Annotated in this window: 30 protein-coding genes; 27 read left to right on the forward strand and 3 right to left on the reverse strand. The window is 69.2% G+C overall.

Annotated features, from left to right (window positions below; translation table 11 throughout):
- Positions 1 to 12 precede the first annotated feature (12 nt).
- From ACSQ2D_RS05200 to ACSQ2D_RS05210, 3 genes are all read right to left on the reverse strand, one after another.
- Complete coding sequence (locus ACSQ2D_RS05200) at positions 13 to 504, reverse strand: hypothetical protein (protein ID WP_435984943.1); 492 nt, start codon at positions 502 to 504, stop codon at positions 13 to 15.
- The gene (locus ACSQ2D_RS05205; RefSeq protein WP_435984944.1) at positions 501 to 1,649 is read right to left on the reverse strand and encodes a WXG100 family type VII secretion target; all 1,149 of its coding nucleotides are present in this window, start codon (positions 1,647 to 1,649) and stop codon (positions 501 to 503) included. The genes ACSQ2D_RS05200 and ACSQ2D_RS05205 overlap by 4 nt, the downstream gene beginning before the upstream one ends.
- A 111-nt stretch (positions 1,650 to 1,760) precedes the next feature.
- A complete protein-coding gene (locus ACSQ2D_RS05210; protein ID WP_435984945.1) occupies positions 1,761 to 2,510 on the reverse strand; it encodes a DUF2785 domain-containing protein in 750 nt (249 codons plus the stop codon).
- A gap of 121 nt (positions 2,511 to 2,631) precedes the next feature.
- Here ACSQ2D_RS05210 and ACSQ2D_RS05215 point away from each other — a divergent pair, with 121 nt between their 5' ends.
- The 27 genes from ACSQ2D_RS05215 to ACSQ2D_RS05345 all read left to right on the forward strand — a co-directional run bounded on the left by ACSQ2D_RS05215 (position 2,632) and on the right by ACSQ2D_RS05345 (position 19,130).
- Positions 2,632 to 3,936, forward strand: coding sequence for a M18 family aminopeptidase (locus ACSQ2D_RS05215; RefSeq protein ID WP_435984946.1), 1,305 nt, complete (start codon positions 2,632 to 2,634; stop codon positions 3,934 to 3,936).
- 127 nt (positions 3,937 to 4,063) lie between these two features.
- Positions 4,064 to 4,462, forward strand: coding sequence for a thiol-disulfide oxidoreductase DCC family protein (locus ACSQ2D_RS05220; protein WP_435984947.1), 399 nt, complete (start codon positions 4,064 to 4,066; stop codon positions 4,460 to 4,462).
- Positions 4,463 to 4,791: 329 nt separating this feature from the next.
- Positions 4,792 to 5,100 (forward strand): 30S ribosomal protein S10, encoded by a 309-nt coding sequence (gene rpsJ / locus ACSQ2D_RS05225; protein WP_009775966.1) that lies wholly within the window; start codon positions 4,792 to 4,794, stop codon positions 5,098 to 5,100.
- 13 nt (positions 5,101 to 5,113) lie between these two features.
- Positions 5,114 to 5,767: a 50S ribosomal protein L3 gene (rplC, locus tag ACSQ2D_RS05230; protein ID WP_028785453.1), complete on the forward strand. Its 654-nt coding sequence runs from the start codon at positions 5,114 to 5,116 to the stop codon at positions 5,765 to 5,767.
- The gene (rplD, locus tag ACSQ2D_RS05235) at positions 5,764 to 6,399 is read left to right on the forward strand and encodes a 50S ribosomal protein L4 (protein ID WP_435984948.1); all 636 of its coding nucleotides are present in this window, start codon (positions 5,764 to 5,766) and stop codon (positions 6,397 to 6,399) included. The genes rplC and rplD overlap by 4 nt, the downstream gene beginning before the upstream one ends.
- Complete coding sequence (gene rplW, locus ACSQ2D_RS05240; RefSeq protein ID WP_435984949.1) at positions 6,396 to 6,695, forward strand: 50S ribosomal protein L23; 300 nt, start codon at positions 6,396 to 6,398, stop codon at positions 6,693 to 6,695. Before rplD ends, rplW begins: the two co-directional genes overlap by 4 nt.
- A 28-nt stretch (positions 6,696 to 6,723) precedes the next feature.
- Positions 6,724 to 7,560 (forward strand): 50S ribosomal protein L2, encoded by an 837-nt coding sequence (gene rplB / locus ACSQ2D_RS05245; protein WP_026864142.1) that lies wholly within the window; start codon positions 6,724 to 6,726, stop codon positions 7,558 to 7,560.
- A gap of 15 nt (positions 7,561 to 7,575) precedes the next feature.
- The gene (gene rpsS / locus ACSQ2D_RS05250; RefSeq protein WP_020143240.1) at positions 7,576 to 7,857 is read left to right on the forward strand and encodes a 30S ribosomal protein S19; all 282 of its coding nucleotides are present in this window, start codon (positions 7,576 to 7,578) and stop codon (positions 7,855 to 7,857) included.
- 26 nt (positions 7,858 to 7,883) lie between these two features.
- Positions 7,884 to 8,252 carry a 50S ribosomal protein L22 gene (gene rplV, locus ACSQ2D_RS05255; protein WP_020143239.1) on the forward strand — a complete coding sequence of 123 codons (369 nt, stop codon included), beginning with the start codon at positions 7,884 to 7,886 and terminating at the stop codon, positions 8,250 to 8,252.
- The gene (rpsC, locus tag ACSQ2D_RS05260) at positions 8,252 to 9,076 is read left to right on the forward strand and encodes a 30S ribosomal protein S3 (RefSeq protein ID WP_020143238.1); all 825 of its coding nucleotides are present in this window, start codon (positions 8,252 to 8,254) and stop codon (positions 9,074 to 9,076) included. The genes rplV and rpsC overlap by 1 nt, the downstream gene beginning before the upstream one ends.
- A gap of 2 nt (positions 9,077 to 9,078) precedes the next feature.
- Positions 9,079 to 9,498, forward strand: coding sequence for a 50S ribosomal protein L16 (rplP, locus tag ACSQ2D_RS05265; protein WP_020143237.1), 420 nt, complete (start codon positions 9,079 to 9,081; stop codon positions 9,496 to 9,498).
- The gene (gene rpmC / locus ACSQ2D_RS05270) at positions 9,498 to 9,884 is read left to right on the forward strand and encodes a 50S ribosomal protein L29 (RefSeq protein ID WP_435984950.1); all 387 of its coding nucleotides are present in this window, start codon (positions 9,498 to 9,500) and stop codon (positions 9,882 to 9,884) included. Before rplP ends, rpmC begins: the two co-directional genes overlap by 1 nt.
- The gene (gene rpsQ, locus ACSQ2D_RS05275) at positions 9,881 to 10,171 is read left to right on the forward strand and encodes a 30S ribosomal protein S17 (RefSeq protein ID WP_020143235.1); all 291 of its coding nucleotides are present in this window, start codon (positions 9,881 to 9,883) and stop codon (positions 10,169 to 10,171) included. Before rpmC ends, rpsQ begins: the two co-directional genes overlap by 4 nt.
- Before the next feature lie 75 nt (positions 10,172 to 10,246).
- Positions 10,247 to 10,615 (forward strand): 50S ribosomal protein L14, encoded by a 369-nt coding sequence (gene rplN, locus ACSQ2D_RS05280; RefSeq protein ID WP_020143234.1) that lies wholly within the window; start codon positions 10,247 to 10,249, stop codon positions 10,613 to 10,615.
- A 2-nt stretch (positions 10,616 to 10,617) separates the two neighbouring features.
- Positions 10,618 to 10,998, forward strand: coding sequence for a 50S ribosomal protein L24 (rplX, locus tag ACSQ2D_RS05285; RefSeq protein ID WP_435984951.1), 381 nt, complete (start codon positions 10,618 to 10,620; stop codon positions 10,996 to 10,998).
- Between the two features lie 2 nt (positions 10,999 to 11,000).
- Positions 11,001 to 11,561, forward strand: coding sequence for a 50S ribosomal protein L5 (rplE, locus tag ACSQ2D_RS05290; protein WP_030194240.1), 561 nt, complete (start codon positions 11,001 to 11,003; stop codon positions 11,559 to 11,561).
- 1 nt (position 11,562) lies between these two features.
- Positions 11,563 to 11,748, forward strand: a complete 186-nt coding sequence (locus ACSQ2D_RS05295) for a type Z 30S ribosomal protein S14 (RefSeq protein ID WP_435984952.1) — start codon at positions 11,563 to 11,565, stop codon at positions 11,746 to 11,748.
- Positions 11,749 to 11,881: 133 nt separating this feature from the next.
- On the forward strand, positions 11,882 to 12,280 hold the full coding sequence (gene rpsH, locus ACSQ2D_RS05300) for a 30S ribosomal protein S8 (RefSeq protein ID WP_020143230.1): 399 nt from the start codon (positions 11,882 to 11,884) through the stop codon (positions 12,278 to 12,280).
- A gap of 12 nt (positions 12,281 to 12,292) precedes the next feature.
- Entirely contained in the window at positions 12,293 to 12,829 is a 537-nt protein-coding gene (gene rplF, locus ACSQ2D_RS05305) for a 50S ribosomal protein L6 (RefSeq protein WP_028785452.1), read from the forward strand.
- A 3-nt stretch (positions 12,830 to 12,832) separates the two neighbouring features.
- Positions 12,833 to 13,207: a 50S ribosomal protein L18 gene (gene rplR, locus ACSQ2D_RS05310; RefSeq protein ID WP_435984953.1), complete on the forward strand. Its 375-nt coding sequence runs from the start codon at positions 12,833 to 12,835 to the stop codon at positions 13,205 to 13,207.
- A 40-nt stretch (positions 13,208 to 13,247) separates the two neighbouring features.
- Positions 13,248 to 13,904, forward strand: a complete 657-nt coding sequence (rpsE, locus tag ACSQ2D_RS05315; protein WP_020143227.1) for a 30S ribosomal protein S5 — start codon at positions 13,248 to 13,250, stop codon at positions 13,902 to 13,904.
- Complete coding sequence (gene rpmD / locus ACSQ2D_RS05320) at positions 13,904 to 14,086, forward strand: 50S ribosomal protein L30 (protein ID WP_020143226.1); 183 nt, start codon at positions 13,904 to 13,906, stop codon at positions 14,084 to 14,086. Before rpsE ends, rpmD begins: the two co-directional genes overlap by 1 nt.
- Positions 14,087 to 14,088: 2 nt before the next feature.
- Entirely contained in the window at positions 14,089 to 14,565 is a 477-nt protein-coding gene (gene rplO, locus ACSQ2D_RS05325) for a 50S ribosomal protein L15 (protein ID WP_020143225.1), read from the forward strand.
- A 179-nt stretch (positions 14,566 to 14,744) separates the two neighbouring features.
- Positions 14,745 to 16,067 carry a preprotein translocase subunit SecY gene (gene secY / locus ACSQ2D_RS05330; RefSeq protein WP_435984954.1) on the forward strand — a complete coding sequence of 441 codons (1,323 nt, stop codon included), beginning with the start codon at positions 14,745 to 14,747 and terminating at the stop codon, positions 16,065 to 16,067.
- A gap of 52 nt (positions 16,068 to 16,119) precedes the next feature.
- Entirely contained in the window at positions 16,120 to 16,689 is a 570-nt protein-coding gene (locus ACSQ2D_RS05335) for an adenylate kinase (protein WP_435984955.1), read from the forward strand.
- A 91-nt stretch (positions 16,690 to 16,780) separates the two neighbouring features.
- Positions 16,781 to 17,635, forward strand: coding sequence for a type I methionyl aminopeptidase (map, locus tag ACSQ2D_RS05340; protein ID WP_435984956.1), 855 nt, complete (start codon positions 16,781 to 16,783; stop codon positions 17,633 to 17,635).
- A gap of 64 nt (positions 17,636 to 17,699) precedes the next feature.
- Complete coding sequence (locus tag ACSQ2D_RS05345) at positions 17,700 to 19,130, forward strand: serine hydrolase domain-containing protein (protein ID WP_435984957.1); 1,431 nt, start codon at positions 17,700 to 17,702, stop codon at positions 19,128 to 19,130.
- Positions 19,131 to 19,328: the final 198 nt, after the last annotated feature.

The raw sequence follows: 19,328 nt of genomic DNA on the forward strand, positions 1-19,328 counted from the left end.
GGTGTGGCGGGCCTACTGGCCGAGGGCGACGAGGACGACGGTGTCGGAGTCGGCGGCGAGGTAGGCCTTGGCGCGGAAGGAGCCCTGGGCGAAGAGCGCGTCGAGCGACGTGGACCGCAGGAGCTGTCCGGAGGGCAGGGCGGAGCGGACCCCGTCCTCGACGTCGGGGGTCTCGGTGGTTGGCTCGGGGGAGGCGGCCCGGAGGGCGGCCGCGGTCTCGGGGGTGACCTCGACGACGGCGTCGATCCAGTACGTCGACGGCCCGGGAGCCTCGCCGCCGAGCGTCCCCGACATCCACGTCGCGGAGACGGGCTGTCCCAGCGCGCTGAAGCGCTTGGTCAGCGGCTCGAGGTCGGTGCGCACGTCGCCGGTGCCGGTCTTGGTCGCGCTGCTCACGGTGCTCCTCGTGCGGTCGGTGGTCGGAGCGGGGTCGGTGCTGCACCCCGCGGTCAGGGTGAAGGTCAGGGCGGCCGCCAGCGCGGCCGCGGCGGGGCGGGTGCTCATCGGCTGCTCCCTCGTTCGTCGGCTCGGTCCTCACGACCCAGGCCGGGGGTGCGCTCGACATCGCCCGGACCCACGTCGATGCTCGGCGGCGGTGAGCCGACCGGCCACGTGATCGTACGCGTGACGTCGCCGCTCGACGGGAAGGGCTTGGCCCACCCGATCTCGGTGAAGCGGCCGTTCTCGTTGTCGCCGGCGCCGCTCGCGATGTCCGCCTGGTCGGGGTTGAAGTTGTAGTAGTCCTCGGCGTGCACGGTGACCTGCATCGAGACCTGGCCGTTCTCGACGGTGACGTCGGCGCTGCTCCACTGCTGGTAGCCGCCGATCGTCTTCTGCCAGTTCTCGGTCGTCGGGTAGGCCGTCGCCGGGTGTGCGTCCCCGGTCATGCTGAAGTGCGAGTTGCCGTTGCGCACCATCTCGTCGACGGCCGCGGCGGTGCGGGCCACCTCGGAGTTGACGTTGGCCGCGATGGACGGGTCCTCCTTGAAACCCTCCTCGTAGTCGAAGCGCACGGGCTCGCCGTTGTTGTCCCAGTAGTGGGCGTACATCGCCGTCGCGTCGTCGAGGTCGGACTTGACCAGGCGTCCGCCCTCGAGCTTGGCCATCCACTCGAGCTTGGCGATGTGGTCGCGCCAGTTCGAGTCCTTCGAGTCGTACTCGAAGCCCTCGTCCCACTCGATGTCGGGCTTCTTCGGCTCCCCGAAGTCGTAGCCGTCCACGGGCCCGCCCGTGCCGGTGGTCGCCGGTGGTGGGGGACTCGTCGGTGTCGGGGCCGGTCCCGGGGAGGGGGAGGGCGTGGGTCCGAACGACATCGGGACGCCCGTGCCGAGCGGGCCTCCGCCTCCGGCGCCACCCGATCCACCTGTGCCGCCGGCCTGCCCGCTGGCCCCACGCTGTCGCGCGGCGTTCTCGCGCAGCTTTGCGCCGAGACCGTGCAGGGCGCGTTCCAGTGCGTCGATGCTCGGTGCCGACGACCGCCAGTCACCACGGAAGGAGTCGAAGTCCCTTCCGCCCCAAGCATTTCCGAGTGCGCCGAACGCGTGGTCGACGGCATTGCGTGCCGCACGGCACTCACCGGCGAAGCGGTCGAGCTGGCCCGCGCTGCGATCGAGAGCGTCCGGATCAGCGCCCTTCCTGTACACGACCACGGCTGATGCCCTCCCCGAGCTGTCGGTGTCCGCGGCGGCCGAGTGGTGGCCGCTCCCCAAACCCTAGGCAGGGTGGCCGCGCTCGGCCAATGGGGAGCACTCCCCGTCGTCTCAGGTCGTCCTCGGCCGCCAGAACCACGGTGTCACCTCGGCGAGGAGCCCGGCCACCTCGCGCCGGACGAGATCCTCGTGGGGCACGGCGACCGGCTGCCCGCCGCGGAGGACCTGCTCGCCGAGCGCCACGTGGAGCGAGCGCAGCGTCCGCATGGTGTTGCTCACCTCGGCGGGCACCGGCCCCGGAGAGCCCGCGGCGAACATCGCGCGGACGTGGTCGAGCCAGCCGACCGACGTGGCCTCGTCGACGTCGTCGCGGGTCAGCACGAGGGCGAGCGCGCAGGCGAGCCGGTCGTCCTCCTGGTCGCGCCACACGAACGTCGTCGGCGCGACGAGGCGACGCCCCAGGGCCTCGAGCAGGGCCGCGGCGTCGCCGACCCCGGCGGCGCCGCACTCACCGAAGAAGTCGGCGCCGTGCGCGACCGCGTGCACCCACCCGAGCGCAGGGTCGTGCCCCCGAAGGTCCTGCTCGGTGACGTACCAGCGGGTCACGGCCTCCACCCAGCCCGGCTCGAAGTCCCCGGCCGAGACGAGAGAGGCGAGGACGAGAGGCGCGAAGGCGCGCGCCTCGACCCGCTCGTGAGCCAGCCGCACGAGCATCTCCGAGGCGAGCCACGCGCGGTCGTCGGCGCCGAGGTCACCCTCGCGCACGCGGCGCGCCAGGGCGGCATACGCCCCGTCGTCCCGCACGGCGGGGTCGGGGGAGGCGAGGTCGTCGGCGAGCGAGCGGAGCACGGTGTCGGGCATGCGAGCGATCCTGCCAGTCCCTCCTGCCGGGGAGCCGCTCGTGCACCGACGGCAGCCTGCGTCGCCCCGGAGCTCGGCCCGACCGGTGCGGCCGACAGGTCGGCGGATAGGGTCGGGAGCCATGGCGCACACGTTCGACACCGACACCGAAGCCCAGGGGCTCATCGACTACGTCGACGCCTCGCCGACGCCGTTCCACGCGTGCGAGCAGGCCGCCGAGCGACTCGTCGCGGAGGGCTTCACCGAGGTCGTCGAGACCGAGCCGTGGCCGACCGAGCCCGGTCGGCACTACCTCGTGCGCGGTGGGTCGCTCATCGCCTGGGACACCACCGGCGCGCACGGCGCCGGTGCCGGGCCCGCTGCGGGCTTCCGCGTCGTCGGAGCGCACACCGACAGTCCCAACCTGCGCATCAAGCCCAACCCCGACCACGCGCGGGCCGGCTGGCAGATGCTCGGCATCGAGCCCTACGGCGGCCTCATCCTCAGCTCGTGGCTCGACCGCGACCTCGGGCTCGCCGGCCGGGTCGCCGTGCGCGGCGCCGCGGGAGTCGAGGCGCGCACCTTCCACGGGCGCGAGGCCCTGCTGCGGGTGGCGCAGCTCGCGATCCACCTCGACCGCACCCAGAACGACGCGCTCACGCTCAACAAGCAGGCCCACATGGAGCCGCTCTGGGGGGTCGGCGACGAGCCCGGCGACTTCGTCGGCTACCTCGCGGAGCAGGTCGGGGTCGACCGCGAGGACGTCCTGTCGTGGGACGTCATGACCCATCCGGTGCAGCCGTCCACGCGCCTCGGCCGGGCGCGCGAGCTCATCGCCGCCCCGCGCCTCGACAACCTCGCGACGTCGTATGCCGGCGTGCGGGCCCTGCTCGACGCCGTGGCCACCGAGCCCGCCCACGTGCCCGTGCTCGTGCTCTTCGACCACGAGGAGATCGGCAGCACCTCCGAGCGCGGAGCCACCTCGACGCTGCTGCCCTCGGTGCTCGAGCGCATCGTCTCGGCCGGCGGCGGCACCCGGGACGACTACTGGCGAGCCCTCGCGGCCACGGTCATCGCGTCCGGGGACATGGGTCACGCCACCCACCCCAACTACGCCGACCGCCACGAGCCGATGCACCAGATCCGCGTCAACGGCGGCCCCGTGCTCAAGGTCAACACCAACCTGCGCTACGCGACGGACTCCGTCGGCGCGGCGGCGTTCCGACTCGCCTGCGAGCAGGCCGGGGTCCCCATGCAGACCTTCGTCACCCGCAGCGACCTGCCGTGCGGGTCGACGGTCGGCCCCGTGACGTCGTCCCTGACCGGCGCCACCACCGTGGACTTCGGCGCGGCCGCGCTGTCGATGCACAGCACGCGCGAGCTGATGGGCGCCGAGGACCCGGCGATGTATGCCGGAGCGCTGAGCGCCTTCCTCGCCCCGGCCTGAGCGGCCGGCGGGGGAGCGCGCCACCCGCGCACGGGAGGCTTCGCCGGTGCCCGCGCGCAGCGGCAGACGTCCTCGGTCGGAGGCGGCGGGGTGCGGGACGGCGCTCGCCGGGTGCGATGATCACCGGGTGGAGACCACGCTCGTCGTGCCGGACCGGCCGACCCTCGTCTACGACGCCGACTGCGGGTTCTGCACGCGCAGCGTGCAGTTCATCAAGCGGTGGGTCGACCGGCGGGACCGCTACGACGTGCATCCCTGGCAGTCGCTCGACCTCGCGGCCGTGGGTCTCACCCCGCAGGACTGCGACGAGGCGGCCCAGTTCATCACCGCCGACGGCAGCATCCGCTCGGGTCATCGCGCCATCGCGAGCGCGGCGACGCACGGCGCCCCGGCCTGGCGACCCGCCGGCCACCTCCTCATGGCACCCGGCGTCTCGTGGGTGGCCGCGAAGGCGTACCACTGGGTGGCCGAGCACCGCCAGCAGCTGCCGGGCGGCACCGCCGCCTGCGCCCGTCCTCTCCACTGACGACGCGCCATGTGCACGGCCCTGCGGTGGCGTGCCGGCCCGATTTGATAGTGCGGTGCGCGCTCTGGCACACTGTTCAGGTTGCTTGACGCGCGTCGCTGACCCATGTCGGTGCCGCCGCCCCTTGAGAGCCTCCTGACGGGGACTCGCCCGGACTCCTCTCGGAGGCCCGAGGGAAGCGCAAGTTACCCGGTTCGGCCGGGCAATCCACACGAAAGTGGCACTCAGGTGCGCACCTTTCACCGCGAAGCGGGCGCGACACGCCCGACCTCGGGGGTCGGATGGCCAAGGGAACCGGTAGTCAGAAGCGAGAGAGAGACGTTCATCAGATGGCGGGACAGAAGATCCGCATCCGGCTGAAGTCGTACGACCACGAGGTCATCGACAACTCGGCCCGGAAGATCGTTGACACAGTGACGCGCGCCGGCGCGACCGTGGTGGGACCCGTCCCGCTGCCGACGGAGAAGAACGTCTTCGTCGTGATCCGGTCGCCGCACAAGTACAAGGACAGCCGCGAGCACTTCGAGATGCGCACGCACAAGCGCCTCATCGACATCATCGACCCGACGCCCAAGGCCGTCGACTCGCTGATGCGTCTCGACCTGCCGGCGGACGTCAACATCGAGATCAAGCTCTGAGGCGGTTGTAGAGATGACTGTTGCTCAGAAGAACGTCAAGGGCGTGCTCGGCGAGAAGCTCGGCATGACCCAGGTGTGGGACGCAGACAACAAGCTCGTCCCCGTGACCGTGGTCAAGGCCGGCCCCTGCGTCGTGACGCAGGTGCGTGCCGACGAGACCGACGGCTACTCCGCGGTCCAGATCGCCTTCGGTGCGATCGACCCCCGCAAGGTGAACAAGCCGATGAGCGGCCACTTCGAGAAGGCCGGCGTCACGCCGCGCCGTCACCTCGTCGAGCTCCGCACGGCCGACGCCGCCGACTACGAGCTCGGCCAGGAGATCACGGCCGAGTCCTTCGAGGCCGGCCAGCGCGTCGACGCGACGGGCACGACCAAGGGCAAGGGCTTCGCCGGTGTCATGAAGCGTCACGGCTTCCACGGCGTCAGCTCCTCGCACGGTGCGCACCGCAACCACCGCAAGCCGGGCTCCATCGGCGGCTGCTCGACCCCGGGCCGTGTCTTCAAGGGCATGCGCATGGCCGGTCGCATGGGTGGCGTTCGCCAGACGACCCAGAACCTCCAGATCCACGCCGTTGACGCCGAGAAGGGCCTCCTGCTCATCAAGGGTGCCGTCCCCGGCCCCCGCGGTGGCATCGTCCTGATCCGCACGGCTGCGAAGGGTGCATGATCCACATGGCCACGAAGACCCCCAAGCTTCCCGCTGACATCTTCGACGTCCAGACCAACGTCCCGCTGATCCACCAGGTCGTGGTGGCACAGCTCGCGGCCGCTCGTCAGGGCACGCACTCGACGAAGACCCGCGGCGAGGTCCGCGGCGGTGGGCGCAAGCCCTACCGCCAGAAGGGCACCGGTCGCGCCCGTCAGGGCTCGACCCGCGCCCCGCAGTTCGCCGGCGGTGGCGTCGTCCACGGCCCGCAGCCGCGTGACTACTCCCAGCGCACCCCGAAGAAGATGAAGGCCGCCGCCCTGCGCGGAGCCCTCTCCGACCGGGCCCGCTTCGACCGCATCCACGTCGTCGACGCCATCGTCTCGGGCGACCTGCCCTCGGCGAAGGACGCCGCCGCGCTGCTCGCCGGTCTGACCGAGCGCCCCAACCTGCTCGTCGTGCTCGAGCGCGGTGACGAGGTGGCGTTCAAGTCGGTCCGCAACCTGCAGAACGTCCACGTGCTGGTCGCCGACCAGCTCAACACGTACGACGTCCTGTGCGCCGACGACATCGTCTTCACCCAGGCCGCCCTCGACGCGTTCGTCGCCGGTCCCGTGAAGGCTGACAAGGCCGACAAGGAGGCCACCAAGTGAGCATCCACGCCAAGGACCCCCGCGACATCCTGATCGCGCCGGTCGTCTCCGAGAAGTCGTACGGTCTCCTCGACGAGGGCAAGTACACCTTCATCGTCGACCCCCGTGCGAACAAGACGGAGATCAAGATCGCCATCGAGCAGATCTTCAACGTCAAGGTCGACAAGGTCCACACCCTGAACCGTCAGGGCAAGACCCGTCGCACCCGATTCGGCCTCGGCAAGCGCAAGGACACCAAGCGTGCGATCGTCTCCCTCCGCGAGGGAACGATCGACATCTTCGGTGCGGGCGCCTGAGATCGACGAAGAATAAGGACACACGAACATGGGTATCCGTAAGTACAAGCCGACCACGCCGGGCCGTCGTGGCTCGTCGGTCGCCGACTTCGTCGAGATCACGCGTTCCACCCCGGAGAAGTCGCTCGTCCGCCCCCTGTCGAAGACGGGTGGCCGCAACAACGCGGGCCGCATCACCACGCGTCACATCGGTGGCGGCCACAAGCGTGCCTACCGCGTCATCGACTTCCGTCGCCACGACAAGGACGGCGTGCCGGCCAAGGTCGCTCACATCGAGTACGACCCCAACCGCACCGCGCGCATCGCGCTCGTCCAGTACGCCGACGGCGAGAAGCGCTACATCCTGGCTCCGAACAAGCTGAAGCAGGGCGACCCGATCGAGAACGGCCCCGCGGCCGACATCAAGCCGGGCAACTCGCTTCCGCTGCGCAACATCCCGGTGGGTACGGTCGTCCACGCGATCGAGCTCAAGCCCGGTGGTGGCGCGAAGATCGCCCGCTCCGCGGGTGCTCGCGTGCAGCTCGTCGCCAAGGACGGCCCCTACGCCCAGCTGCGTATGCCGTCCGGTGAGATCCGCAACGTCGACGCGCGCTGCCGCGCGACCGTCGGCGAGGTGGGCAACGCCGAGCAGAGCAACATCAACTGGGGCAAGGCCGGCCGCATGCGGTGGAAGGGCAAGCGCCCGACCGTCCGTGGTGTCGCCATGAACCCGGTCGACCACCCGCACGGTGGTGGTGAGGGCAAGACGTCCGGTGGACGTCACCCCGTCAGCCCGTGGGGTCAGGCCGAGGGCCGGACCCGCAAGGGACACAAGGAAAGCGACAAGCTCATCGTTCGTCGCCGCCGTACTGGCAAGAAGCGCTGATAAGGAGCCTTTGGAATGCCTCGTAGCCTGAAGAAGGGCCCCTTCATCGACGACCACCTTCAGAAGAAGGTGGACGCCCAGAACGAAGCGGGCACCAAGAACGTCATCAAGACCTGGTCGCGCCGTTCGGTCATCAGCCCGGACATGCTGAGCCACACCTTCGCCGTCCACGACGGCCGCAAGCACGTCCCGGTGTTCGTCACCGAGTCGATGGTCGGCCACAAGCTCGGCGAGTTCGCACCGACCCGCACGTTCAAGGGTCACGTGAAGGACGACAAGAAGGGTCGTCGTCGCTGATGGCCACCGAATCCAAGGAAGAAGTCATGGAAGCCAAGGCTTCGGCGCGGCACGTCCGTGTCAGCCCGCAGAAGGCTCGCCGTGTCGTGGACCTGATCCGCGGCAAGGCCGCCACCGACGCCGTCACGGTGCTCACCTTCGCTCCGCAGTCGGCCTCCGAGCCGGTCAAGAAGGTGCTCGAGAGCGCCATCGCCAACGCCCGCGTCAAGGCTGACCGCGAGTCGGTCGCCTTCGACGAGCGCAACCTGGTCATCACGGCCGCGTTCGTGGACGAGGGCCCGACGATGAAGCGATTCCGGCCGCGCGCCCAGGGCCGCGCCGGTCGCATCAACAAGCGCACGAGCCACATCACCGTGGTCGTCACGCAGCCGGAGAACACGAAGGGAGCCCGCTGATGGGTCAGAAGGTCAACCCGCACGGCTTCCGTCTGGGCATCACCACCGACCACAAGAGCCGCTGGTTCGCAGACTCGACGAAGTCGGGTCAGCGCTACCGCGACTACGTCAAGGAAGATGTCTCGATCCGTCGCCTGATGGAGAAGGGCATGGAGCGCGCCGGCATCGCATCGGTCGAGATCGAGCGCACCCGTGACCGCGTCCGCGTGGACATCCACACCGCCCGCCCCGGCATCGTCATCGGTCGCCGCGGCGCCGAGGCCGACCGCATCCGCGGCGAGCTCGAGAAGCTCACGGGCAAGCAGGTCCAGCTCAACATCCTCGAGGTCAAGAACCCCGAGATCGTGTCCCAGCTGGTCGCCCAGGGCATCGCCGAGCAGCTCTCGGCCCGTGTCGCGTTCCGTCGCGCCATGCGCAAGGGCATGCAGTCCGCCCAGCGCGCCGGTGCCAAGGGCATCCGCGTGCAGGTCTCCGGCCGCCTCAACGGCGCCGAGATGAGCCGCACCGAGTTCTACCGCGAGGGCCGCGTCCCGCTGCACACCCTGCGTGCGCAGATCGACTACGGCTTCTACGAGGCCCGCACCACGTTCGGCCGCATCGGCGTCAAGGTGTGGATCTACAAGGGCGACATGACGGCCAAGGAGCTCGCTGCCCAGCAGGCCGCCGCTCCGCGCCCGTCGCGTGGCCCGCGTCGTGACGGCGGTGACCGTCCGAACCGCGCCCGTCGTGGTGACCGCAACGAGACCGCCGCTGCTCCGGCAGTGAACGAGACCGCTGCTGCCGAGGCCCCCGCCGCGGCCAGCACCGAGAATGAGCAGGCCTGACCATGTTGATTCCCCGTCGAGTCAAGCACCGCAAGCAGCACCACCCGAACCGCCACGGTGCGGCCAAGGGTGGTACGACGATCGCGTTCGGTGACTACGGCATCCAGGCTCTCGAGCCGGCCTACGTGACCAACCGTCAGATCGAGTCCGCTCGTATCGCGATGACCCGCTACATGAAGCGTGGCGGCAAGGTGTGGATCAACATCTACCCCGACCGTCCGCTCACCAAGAAGCCCGCCGAGACCCGCATGGGTTCCGGTAAGGGTTCGCCGGAGTGGTGGATCGCCAACGTCAAGCCGGGTCGCGTCATGTTCGAGATCTCGGGCGTGGCAGAGCCGGTGGCGCGTGAGGCCATGCGCCTCGCGATGCACAAGCTCCCCATGAAGTGCCGCTTCGTTCAGCGTGAGGGTGGTGACATCTGATGGCAGTCGGAACCAAGGACCTGGCTCCCGAGCAGCTGCGTGGTCTGGACGACACGAAGCTGGCGGACGAGCTGAAGAAGGCCAAGGAAGAACTGTTCAACCTGCGTTTCCAGTCGGCCACCGGTCAGCTGGACAACCACGGCCGTCTGCGCGCCGTCAAGAAGGACATCGCGCGCATCTACACCGAGATGCGTGAGCGCGAGCTCGGCATCGGCTCGGCCCCCGCCGCCCCCAAGGCGCCGGAGAAGGCCGAGAAGGTCGAGAAGAAGGCTGCCAAGGCCGACAAGAAGGCCGACAAGGCCGACAAGGCTGACAAGCCCGAGAAGGCTGACAAGGCCGAGAAGAAGGCCAAGAAGGCTGACAAGGCGCAGGAGGCTGACGCATGAGCGAGCAGGAGAAGGTCGTGAGCGACCAGGCGAGTGAGCGCAACTACCGCAAGACCCGTCAGGGCTACGTGGTGAGCGACAAGATGGACAAGACCGTCGTCGTCGAGGTCGAGGACCGCGTCAAGCACGCGCTCTACAGCAAGGTCATCCGCCGCACCAGCAAGGTCAAGGCGCACGACGAGCAGAACGAGGCCGGCGTGGGCGACCGCGTGCTCATCATGGAGACGCGTCCGCTCTCCGCGACGAAGCACTGGCGCATTGTCGAGATCCTCGAGAAGGCCAAGTAAGCCACCCCCCATTTCCGTTCGGCAAGGCTCATCCGGGCAACCGGTGAGAACCAGCACGACGACAGGAGTTAGACAGTGATTCAGCAGGAGTCGCGGCTGCGCGTCGCCGACAACACCGGTGCCAAGGAAATCCTTTGCATCCGTGTTCTCGGCGGCTCGGGCCGTCGCTACGCCGGCATCGGCGACACCATCGTCGCCACCGTCAAGGACGCGATCCCTGGCGGCAACGTGAAGAAGGGTGACGTCGTCAAGGCCGTCATCGTCCGCACCGTCAAGGAGCGTCGCCGCGCCGACGGTTCCTACATCAAGTTCGACGAGAACGCTGCGGTGATCCTCAAGGCCGACGGTGACCCCCGTGGTACCCGCATCTTCGGCCCGGTGGGCCGCGAGCTGCGCGAGAAGAAGTTCATGAAGATCATCTCTCTCGCGCCGGAGGTGCTGTGAGCATGGCGAAGAACACCATCACCAAGATGAAGATCAAGAAGGGTGACCTCGTCCAGGTCATCTCGGGCCGCAGCCAGAAGAACGGCGGCGACCGGGGCAAGCAGGGCAAGGTCATCGCGGTCTACCCCGAGACCCAGCGTGTGCTGGTCGAGGGCATCAACCGCGTCACCAAGCACGTCAAGGCCGGCGCGACCGCCCGTGGCACGCGCACCGGTGGCCTGACGCACACCGAGGCTGCGATCCACGTGAGCAACGTCGCGATCGTCGACCCCGAGTCGAAGAAGCCGACCCGCGTCAAGACGCGTGTCGAGACCGTCGAGCGCAATGGCCGTCAGAAGGCGGCCCGCGTCCGTGTCGCGGTCAAGTCGGACAAGGACCTCTGAGAATGACTGAGACCAGCACCAAGCCGCGCCTTCAGCAGCGCTACCAGGACGAGATCAAGAGCTCGATGCTCGAGCAGTTCGGCTACGCCAACGTCATGCAGGTTCCCGGCGTCGTCAAGGTCGTCGTCAACATGGGTGTCGGTGACGCGGCGAAGGACAGCAAGCTCATCGAGGGTGCCGTCCGCGACCTCACCGCCATCACGGGCCAGAAGCCGGTCGTGACGAAGGCTCGCAAGTCGATCGCCCAGTTCAAGCTGCGTGAGGGCATGCCCATCGGCGCCCACACGACGCTCCGCGGTGACCGCATGTGGGAGTTCCTCGACCGTCTCGTCACGATCGCCCTCCCGCGCATCCGTGACTTCCGTGGCCTCTCGCCGAAGCAGTTCGACGGCAACGGCAACTACACGTTCGGCCTGACCGAGCAGTCGATGTTCCACGAGATCGACCAGGACCGGATCGACCGCGTGCGAGGCATGGACATCACCGTGGTCACCACGGCGACCAACGATGACGAGGGTCGCGCGCTGCTCAAGCAGCTCGGCTTCCCCTTCAAGGAGAACTGACATGGCCAAGACCGCGCTCGTTAACAAGGCGAACCGGAAGCCGAAGTTCAAGGTCCGCGGATACACCCGTTGCCAGAAGTGCGGTCGCCCGCACTCGGTGTACCGCAAGTTCGGCCTCTGCCGCATCTGCCTTCGCGAGATGGCGCACGCGGGCGAGCTGCCGGGCGTGACCAAGAGCTCCTGGTAATCGGCTCCCCGAGCCCAGAGCAACCCCAAGACCAACACACCTCTGACACCGTAGGTCGGCCACACGACGGCCCAGCCGTCGCCGGGCAGATAGCCCCGGTCGAAACCCCGGTGAGGAAGGGCGGAGAGCCCACATGACCATGACTGACCCGATTGCGGACATGCTGACCCGCGTCCGGAACGCCAACTCGGCGCACCACGACGTCGTCTCCATGCCGTACTCGAAGCTGAAGAAGAACATCGCCGAGATCCTCCAGAGCGAGGGCTACATCGCCTCGTGGAAGATCGAGGAGGCCGAGGTCGGCCAGACGCTGACCATCGACCTCAAGTACGGCCCGAACCGCGAGCGCTCCATCGCCGGTGTGCGTCGCGTGAGCAAGCCCGGTCTGCGCGTCTACGCCAAGTCGACGAACCTGCCCAAGGTTCTCGGTGGCCTCGGCGTCGCGATCCTGTCGACGTCGAACGGTCTGCTGACCGACCGCCAGGCACACGAGAAGGGCGTGGGTGGGGAAGTCCTCGCCTACGTCTGGTAAGGAGACACTGACATGTCGCGAATCGGACGACTTCCGGTCTCCATCCCCTCGGGTGTGGACGTCAAGGTCGAGGGCCAGGACGTCATCGTCAAGGGCCCCAAGGGTGAGCTCTCCCTGACCGTCGTGCAGCCGATCACGGTCGAGCTGGGCGAGGGCAACCTCGAGGTCAAGCGCCCCAACGACGAGCGCGACTCGCGCTCGCGCCACGGCCTGACCCGGTCGCTCATCAACAACATGGTCCTCGGTGTCACCGAGGGCTACGAGAAGAAGATGGAGATCCACGGCACGGGTTACCGTGTCGCCGCGAAGGGCTCGGACCTCGAGTTCTCGCTCGGATACTCGCACCCGATCCTCATCCAGGCTCCCGCCGGCATCAGCTTCGCCGTCGAGAACCCGACCCGCTTCTCGGTGCAGGGCATCGACAAGCAGCTCGTCGGTGAGGTCGCGGCGAACATCCGCAAGCTGCGCAAGCCCGACCCGTACAAGGGCAAGGGCGTTCGCTACGCGGGCGAGCAGATCCGTCGCAAGGTTGGAAAGGCCGGTAAGTAAGCCATGGCAATGATCATCAAGCGCGGTAAGTCCAAGGCTGCCGCCCGCATCCGTCGCCAGGTGCGCGGTCGCAAGAAGATCGCCGGCACCGCGGTCCGTCCCCGCCTCGTCGTGTCGCGCTCCAGCCGTCACCTCTTCGTCCAGGTCGTCGACGACACCGTCGGCAAGACCGTGGCCTCGGCCTCGACGATGGAGGCCGACCTGCGCTCCTTCGACGGTGACAAGACGGCCAAGGCCAAGAAGGTCGGCGAGCTCGTGGCCGCCCGTGCCAAGGACGCCGGTATCGAGGCCGTCGTGTTCGACCGTGGTGGCAACAAGTACCACGGCCGTGTCGCGGCGATCGCCGAGGGCGCCCGCGAAGGCGGTCTGTCCCTGTGAGCAACTTCGTGAACGCAATTGTTGAGATGAGGAACATCTGATGCCCGGACAGCAGCGTCGAGGCACCGGCCCCGCCGGTGGCGGCGAGCGCACCGAGCGCGGAGACCGCCGTGACAACCGCGGCGGCCGCGACAACCGCGACAGCCGTGACGACAAGAACCAGTACGTCGAGCGCGTCGTGACCATCAACCGTGTCGCCAAGGTCGTCAAGGGTGGTCGTCGCTTCAGCTTCACCGCCCTCGTCGTCGTCGGTGACGGTGACGGCACCGTGGGTGTCGGCTACGGCAAGGCCAAGGAAGTTCCCGCGGCCATCGCCAAGGGTGTCGAGGAGGCCAAGAAGAACTTCTTCAAGGTCCCGCGCATCCAGGGCACCATCCCGCACCCCGTCCAGGGTGAGGCCGCCGCAGGCGTCGTCATGCTCCGCCCCGCCGCCCCCGGTACCGGTGTCATCGCCGGTGGCCCGGTGCGTGCGGTGCTCGAGTGCGCCGGCGTCCACGACGTCCTCAGCAAGTCGCTGGGCTCCGACAACGCCATCAACATCGTGCACGCCACGGCCCAGGCCCTGCGCGAGCTGGAGCGCCCCGAGTCGGTCGCTGCCCGTCGTGGCAAGACCCTCGAGGAGGTCGCTCCGGCGGCCATGCTCAAGGCCCGCGCCGCCGGTATGGCCGAGGCCCAGGCTGCGAAGGCTGGTGCGTGATGGCTCGTCTCAAGGTGACCCAGACCCGTTCCGAGATCGGTGGCAAGCAGAACCAGCGTGACACGCTGCGCAGCCTCGGTCTGAAGCGCATTGGCGACGTCGTCGTCAAGGAGGACCGTCCCGAGATCCGCGGGATGGTCAAGACGGTCACGCACCTCGTGTCCGTCGAGGAGGTTGACTGACCATGGCCGACAACGCCAAGAAGTCGGGCGAGTCCGCCCTCAAGGTCCACCACCTGCGTCCGGCCCCCGGAGCCAAGACCGCCAAGACCCGCGTCGGTCGTGGTGAGGGCTCCAAGGGCAAGACCGCCGGTCGTGGTACCAAGGGCACGAAGGCCCGTTACCAGGTCCCGGAGCGTTTCGAGGGCGGCTCGATGCCGATGCACATGCGCCTCCCGAAGCTCCGCGGATTCAAGAACCCGTTCCGCACGGAGTACCAGGTCGTCAACCTGGACCGCCTGCAGCTGCTCTTCCCGGAGGGTGGTCAGGTGTCCGTCGCCGACCTCGTCGCCAAGGGTGCCGTCCGTGACGGCTTCCCGGTGAAGGTGCTCGGCACGGGCGAGATCTCCGTCAAGGTCGAGGTCGAGGCGCACAAGTTCTCGGCGTCCGCCAAGGAGAAGATCGAGGCCGCCGGCGGCACGGTCACGGCCCTCGCCGGCTGAGACCGGGCTTCGAGTGACCACCACACACCTCGTGTGAGCAGCGCCCCGGGCGCCCGACCCGCGAGCCGACGTGACGTCGGCCACCGCGGTGGGGGCCCGGGGCGTTGCGCCTTTGCGTTAACCTTCCACGGATTGCATGACTTACGCCGCGCCACCGTGCGGCCCCCCAGGAGGACCCAGTGCTCGCCGCCTTCGCACGCGCGTTCCGTACCCCGGACCTGCGCAAGAAGCTGCTCTTCACGCTCGGCATCATCGTGCTGTTCCGGCTCGGATCGCACGTGCCGACGCCGGGCATCAGCTACAGCCTGGTGCAGGACTGTCTGGACGCCAGCAAGGGCCAGAGCGGAGACCAGAGCGGGTTCCTCAACCTCGCCAACCTCTTCAGTGGCGGTGCGCTGCTGCAGCTGTCGGTCTTCGCGCTCGGGATCATGCCGTACATCACGGCGAGCATCATCATCCAGCTGCTCACGGTCGTCATCCCGCGCTTCGAGGCGCTCAAGGAGGAGGGCCAGTCGGGGCAGAGCAAGCTGACGCAGTACACCCGCTACCTGACGATCGGTCTCGCGATCCTCCAGTCGGCGACGCTCGTCACCTTCGCGCGCAACCCGTCCAGCCTCTTCGGCGGCACCTGCGAGTCGATCATGACCGACCAGTCGATGGTCACGATCCTCATCATGGTCCTGACGATGACGGCCGGCACCGGCCTCATCATGTGGTTCGGCGAGCTGATCACCGACAAGGGCGTCGGCAACGGCATGTCCCTCATGATCTTCACCTCGATCGCGGCCGGCTTCCCGGCCTCGCTCTGGGCCATCAAGGAGAACAAGGGCTGGGGCACGTTCCTCGGCATCCTCGTCCTCGGTGTCTTCGTCATCGCGGCGGTCGTCTTCGTCGAGCAGTCCCAGCGCCGCATCCCGGTGCAGTACGCCAAGCGGATGGTCGGGCGCCGGATGTACGGCGGCACGTCCACCTACATCCCGCTCAAGGTCAACATGGCCGGCGTCATCCCGGTCATCTTCGCGAGCTCGCTGCTCGCCCTGCCGGGCCTCATCGCGCAGTTCAACACGCGCGCCGACGGCAACAACCCGGGCTGGGTCCAGTGGGTCCAGGACAACCTCGTCAAGGGCGACCACCCCATCTACATGGCGACCTACGTCGCCCTCATCCTCTTCTTCACGTTCTTCTACGTGTCCATCACGTTCAACCCGACCGAGGTCGCGGACAACATGAAGAAGTACGGCGGCTTCATCCCGGGTATCCGGGCCGGGCGACCCACGGCCGAGTACCTCAACTACGTCCTGACCCGAATCACCGTGCCGGGTGCCATCTACCTCGCCATCGTCTCGCTGATCCCGCTCGTGGCCCTCGTCCTCGTCGGCGCCAACCAGAACTTCCCGTTCGGTGGCACCTCGATCCTCATCGTCGTCGGTGTGGGCCTGGAGACGGTGAAGCAGATCGAGGCGCAGCTGCAGCAGCGTCACTACGAAGGGTTCCTCCGTTAATGTCACCCCAGAAAGTCACTCGCTGCGCTCCCGACCTCCCGGGGGCCCCGACATGCGACTGATCATCCTCGGCCCGCCCGGCGCCGGTAAGGGCACGCAGGCAGCCAGGATCGCCGAGCGTCTCGGCATCCCGGCCATCTCGACCGGCGACATCTTCCGCGCCAACATCAAGGACCAGACCCCGCTCGGCGTCAAGGTCCACGAGATCATCACGTCCGGCGGCTACGTCTCCGACGAGATCACCAACGAGATCGTCGAGGACCGGCTGACCTGGGACGACGCCGCACACGGCTTCCTCCTCGACGGCTACCCGCGCACCGCGGGCCAGGTCGACGCGCTCGACGCCATGCTGTCGCGTCACGGGCACGCGCTCGACGCGGTGCTCGAGCTCGAGGTCGACGAGGACGCCATCGTCGAGCGGCTGCTCAAGCGCGCCGAGACCGAGGGTCGCGCCGACGACACCGAGGACGTCATCCGCGAGCGCCAGGCGATCTACCGCAAGGAGACCGCGCCCCTCGCGGAGCACTACGAGGTCGCCGGCCTCCTCGTCAAGGTCGACGGCATGGGCGCCGTCGACGACGTCACCGACCGTGTCATCGCGGCCCTGCCGCAGCACGCCTGAGCACACCTGAGCACACCTGAGCGACGGCGTACCGACGCCGTGGCGACGCCGCCGTGAGGTGTCGTCATTTCGTCACCGAGAAGGACCATCGATGTTCGGACGCCGGAACCGGCTCCAGGGCCGCACCGACGAGCAGCTGCGCCTCATGCGTGAGGCGGGGCTGCTCGTCGGGCGCACGCTCGAGCTGCTCGCGAGCGAGCTGCGCCCCGGCCTGACGACGCTCGAGCTGGACCGCCTCGCGGAGGACTTCATCCGCAGCAACGGCGGCATCCCCAACTTCCAGCTCGTCCCGGGCTACAGCCACACGCTGTGCACGAGCGTCAACGACGAGGTCGTCCACGGCATCCCGGGCCCCCGGGTCCTCGAGGCCGGCGACATCGTCTCGGTCGACTGCGGCGCCGAGGTCAAGGGCTGGAACGGCGACGCGGCCTTCACCGCGGTCGTCGGTGGGCGCGAGGCCGGTCGTCCCGAGGACCTCGCCCTCATCGACGCCACCGAGGCCGGCCTCTACGCGGGGATCGCCGCGATGCACGTCGGCGGTCGCCTCTACGCCGTAGGCGACGCGGTCGAGGCCAGCATCGAGGCCGCCGCCGAGCGTGACGGCCGGACCTACGGCGTCATCGACGAGTACGTCGGCCACGGCATCGGCACCCAGATGCACATGGATCCCCAGATCCCCAACTACGCGGTGCGCGAGACGGGTCCCAAGCTCGTCGACGGCTTCACGGGCGCCATCGAGCCGATGGTGACCCTCGGCGGCATCGACACCAAGGTGCTCGCCGACGACTGGACCGTGGTGACCCTCGACGGCACGCGGGCCGCGCACTGGGAGCACTCGGTCGCCGTCCGCGAGGACGGTCTGTGGATCCTCACGGCCGTCGACGGAGGCCAGGCTGCCCTCGCGGCTGCCGGGGCGGCATACGCCCCTCTCGACGTGACCGCCTGACCTTCCGCGACTCGCGGCGGGCCGCCGGCCCACCCGGCGGCTCCGGACGCGTAACGTCGCGCTCGTGAGCCTTCCCCGCAGCACCCCGTCGGCGCAGGGCGTCGACGCCGCCGGCATCCACGCATTCGTCGACGCCGCGGAACGCGACAACCTCGGGCTGCACAGCCTCATGGTCGTGCGTCACGGACACGTCGTGGCCGAGGGCTGGTGGAGGCCGTATGCCGCCGACCGCGTCCACCTCGCGTACTCCCTCTCGAAGACCGTGACGGCCACGGCCGTCGGCTTCCTCGTCCAGGAGGGGCGTCTGTCGCTCGACGACCGGGTCCTCGACCACTTCCCCGAGCTCGACCGCGCCCTGGTGGCCGACGGCTGGGAGGACGTGCGGATCGCGCACTGCCTCTCGATGACGGTCGGTCACGAGGAGGACGCGTGGGGGCGGGTCTTCGACCGGATGAGCGGCAGCGGCGGCGACGGGGACGACTGGGTGCCTCGGGTCTTCGCCACGCAGCCGACCCGGCCGCCGGGGACCGTCTTCGCCTACAACCAGGTGGCGACCTACCTGCTCGCCGTCATCGTGCGCCGAGTCACCGGCGTCGGCGTGGCCGAGGTGCTGCGCCCGCGGCTGCTCGCCCCCCTGGGGCTGCCCGACATCCCCTGGCACCGCGACCCGCTCGGGCGCGAGCTCGGGTTCACCGGCTCGCACCTGACGACCGAGGCCATCGCCTCCATCGCCCAGCTCTACCTCGACCGCGGCCGGTGGGAGGGTCGGCAGCTGCTGTCCGAGGCGTGGGTCGAGGAGGCGACGCGCGGCTTCGGGCCGGTCAGCGAGGACCCGGACGCCGATGAGGACTGGCGCCGGGGCTACGGCTACTCGTTCTGGATGCAGCGCTTCGGCTACCGCGGCGACGGGGCCTACGGACAGTTCCTCGTCGTGCTGCCCGAGCACGACACGGTCGTGGCGGTCACGGCGGAGCAGGCGCGCATGCAGTCCACGCTCGACGGGCTGTGGGCCCACGTCGTGCCCGCCATCGGCGGCGGTGGCTCCGGCGACGGCGACCGTGCCCTGGCCGAGCGCCTCGCGGGTCTCGAGATCCCGGCCATGTCGGGGGACGCGCTGGGTCCGGAGTATGCCGAGTTCAGCCGTTCGGACGGCTCCGACCTCTCGGCCGACTACACGGCCGTCTCCGTGACCCGTGACGGTCCCGACGTCGTGCTCGGCCTCAGCCGACGCGGCGAGTGGCTGCGCGTCCCGGTGGGTCGGGGCCTGTGGCGCGAGGGGGAGCTGGTGGCGGCGGGAGCGACCCTGCCCGTCGTCGCGAGCGGTGGGTGGGTCGACGAGGACACCTTCCGCGCCGAGGTCATCGCCATCGAGACGCCCCACCGCTTCCGCATCGAGGCGCGGCTGCGTGGTGCCGATGCCGACCTGACGTGGCGGATGGTGCCGCTGACCGGCTACGACCCGCTGTGGCTCGCGACGCGCTGGTCGTACGCCTGACGCCGGCTCTCGCCGTGGGGGTGCGTCGGGGCCGTCGGGCGTCGGGCGGGGACTCCTGACGGACCCACGGACCCGGAACGGGCCCGCCGCGGGAGCCTGACCGCTGTCGGTGCGCGGGTGGACAATCGGAGGTGCTGCGTCAGGCAGCGGAAGGGGGCCACCGTGGCCGGCGAGGACAGCACGACCGACGTGACCGGG

The sequence above is a fragment of the Terrabacter sp. LjRoot27 genome (genome assembly GCF_964254175.1).
Lineage (GTDB): Bacteria > Actinomycetota > Actinomycetes > Actinomycetales > Dermatophilaceae > Terrabacter.

Bases quoted from the DNA above. Each gene is read 5' to 3' on its own strand.
- ACSQ2D_RS05200 (WP_435984943.1), bottom strand. From the start codon at position 504: ATGAGCACCCGCCCCGCCGCGGCCGCGCTGGCGGCCGCCCTGACCTTC.
- ACSQ2D_RS05210 (WP_435984945.1), bottom strand. From the start codon at position 2,510: ATGCCCGACACCGTGCTCCGCTCGCTCGCCGACGACCTCGCCTCCCCC.
- ACSQ2D_RS05215 (WP_435984946.1), top strand. From the start codon at position 2,632: ATGGCGCACACGTTCGACACCGACACCGAAGCCCAGGGGCTCATCGAC.
- rpsJ (WP_009775966.1), top strand. From the start codon at position 4,792: ATGGCGGGACAGAAGATCCGCATCCGGCTGAAGTCGTACGACCACGAG.
- rplC (WP_028785453.1), top strand. From the start codon at position 5,114: ATGACTGTTGCTCAGAAGAACGTCAAGGGCGTGCTCGGCGAGAAGCTC.
- rplD (WP_435984948.1), top strand. From the start codon at position 5,764: ATGATCCACATGGCCACGAAGACCCCCAAGCTTCCCGCTGACATCTTC.
- rplB (WP_026864142.1), top strand. From the start codon at position 6,724: ATGGGTATCCGTAAGTACAAGCCGACCACGCCGGGCCGTCGTGGCTCG.
- rpsS (WP_020143240.1), top strand. From the start codon at position 7,576: ATGCCTCGTAGCCTGAAGAAGGGCCCCTTCATCGACGACCACCTTCAG.
- rplV (WP_020143239.1), top strand. From the start codon at position 7,884: ATGGAAGCCAAGGCTTCGGCGCGGCACGTCCGTGTCAGCCCGCAGAAG.
- rpsC (WP_020143238.1), top strand. From the start codon at position 8,252: ATGGGTCAGAAGGTCAACCCGCACGGCTTCCGTCTGGGCATCACCACC.
- rplP (WP_020143237.1), top strand. From the start codon at position 9,079: ATGTTGATTCCCCGTCGAGTCAAGCACCGCAAGCAGCACCACCCGAAC.
- rpmC (WP_435984950.1), top strand. From the start codon at position 9,498: ATGGCAGTCGGAACCAAGGACCTGGCTCCCGAGCAGCTGCGTGGTCTG.
- rpsQ (WP_020143235.1), top strand. From the start codon at position 9,881: ATGAGCGAGCAGGAGAAGGTCGTGAGCGACCAGGCGAGTGAGCGCAAC.
- rplX (WP_435984951.1), top strand. From the start codon at position 10,618: ATGGCGAAGAACACCATCACCAAGATGAAGATCAAGAAGGGTGACCTC.
- rplE (WP_030194240.1), top strand. From the start codon at position 11,001: ATGACTGAGACCAGCACCAAGCCGCGCCTTCAGCAGCGCTACCAGGAC.
- ACSQ2D_RS05295 (WP_435984952.1), top strand. From the start codon at position 11,563: ATGGCCAAGACCGCGCTCGTTAACAAGGCGAACCGGAAGCCGAAGTTC.
- rpsH (WP_020143230.1), top strand. From the start codon at position 11,882: ATGACCATGACTGACCCGATTGCGGACATGCTGACCCGCGTCCGGAAC.
- rplF (WP_028785452.1), top strand. From the start codon at position 12,293: ATGTCGCGAATCGGACGACTTCCGGTCTCCATCCCCTCGGGTGTGGAC.
- rplR (WP_435984953.1), top strand. From the start codon at position 12,833: ATGGCAATGATCATCAAGCGCGGTAAGTCCAAGGCTGCCGCCCGCATC.
- rpsE (WP_020143227.1), top strand. From the start codon at position 13,248: ATGCCCGGACAGCAGCGTCGAGGCACCGGCCCCGCCGGTGGCGGCGAG.
- rpmD (WP_020143226.1), top strand. From the start codon at position 13,904: ATGGCTCGTCTCAAGGTGACCCAGACCCGTTCCGAGATCGGTGGCAAG.
- rplO (WP_020143225.1), top strand. From the start codon at position 14,089: ATGGCCGACAACGCCAAGAAGTCGGGCGAGTCCGCCCTCAAGGTCCAC.
- ACSQ2D_RS05335 (WP_435984955.1), top strand. From the start codon at position 16,120: ATGCGACTGATCATCCTCGGCCCGCCCGGCGCCGGTAAGGGCACGCAG.
- map (WP_435984956.1), top strand. From the start codon at position 16,781: ATGTTCGGACGCCGGAACCGGCTCCAGGGCCGCACCGACGAGCAGCTG.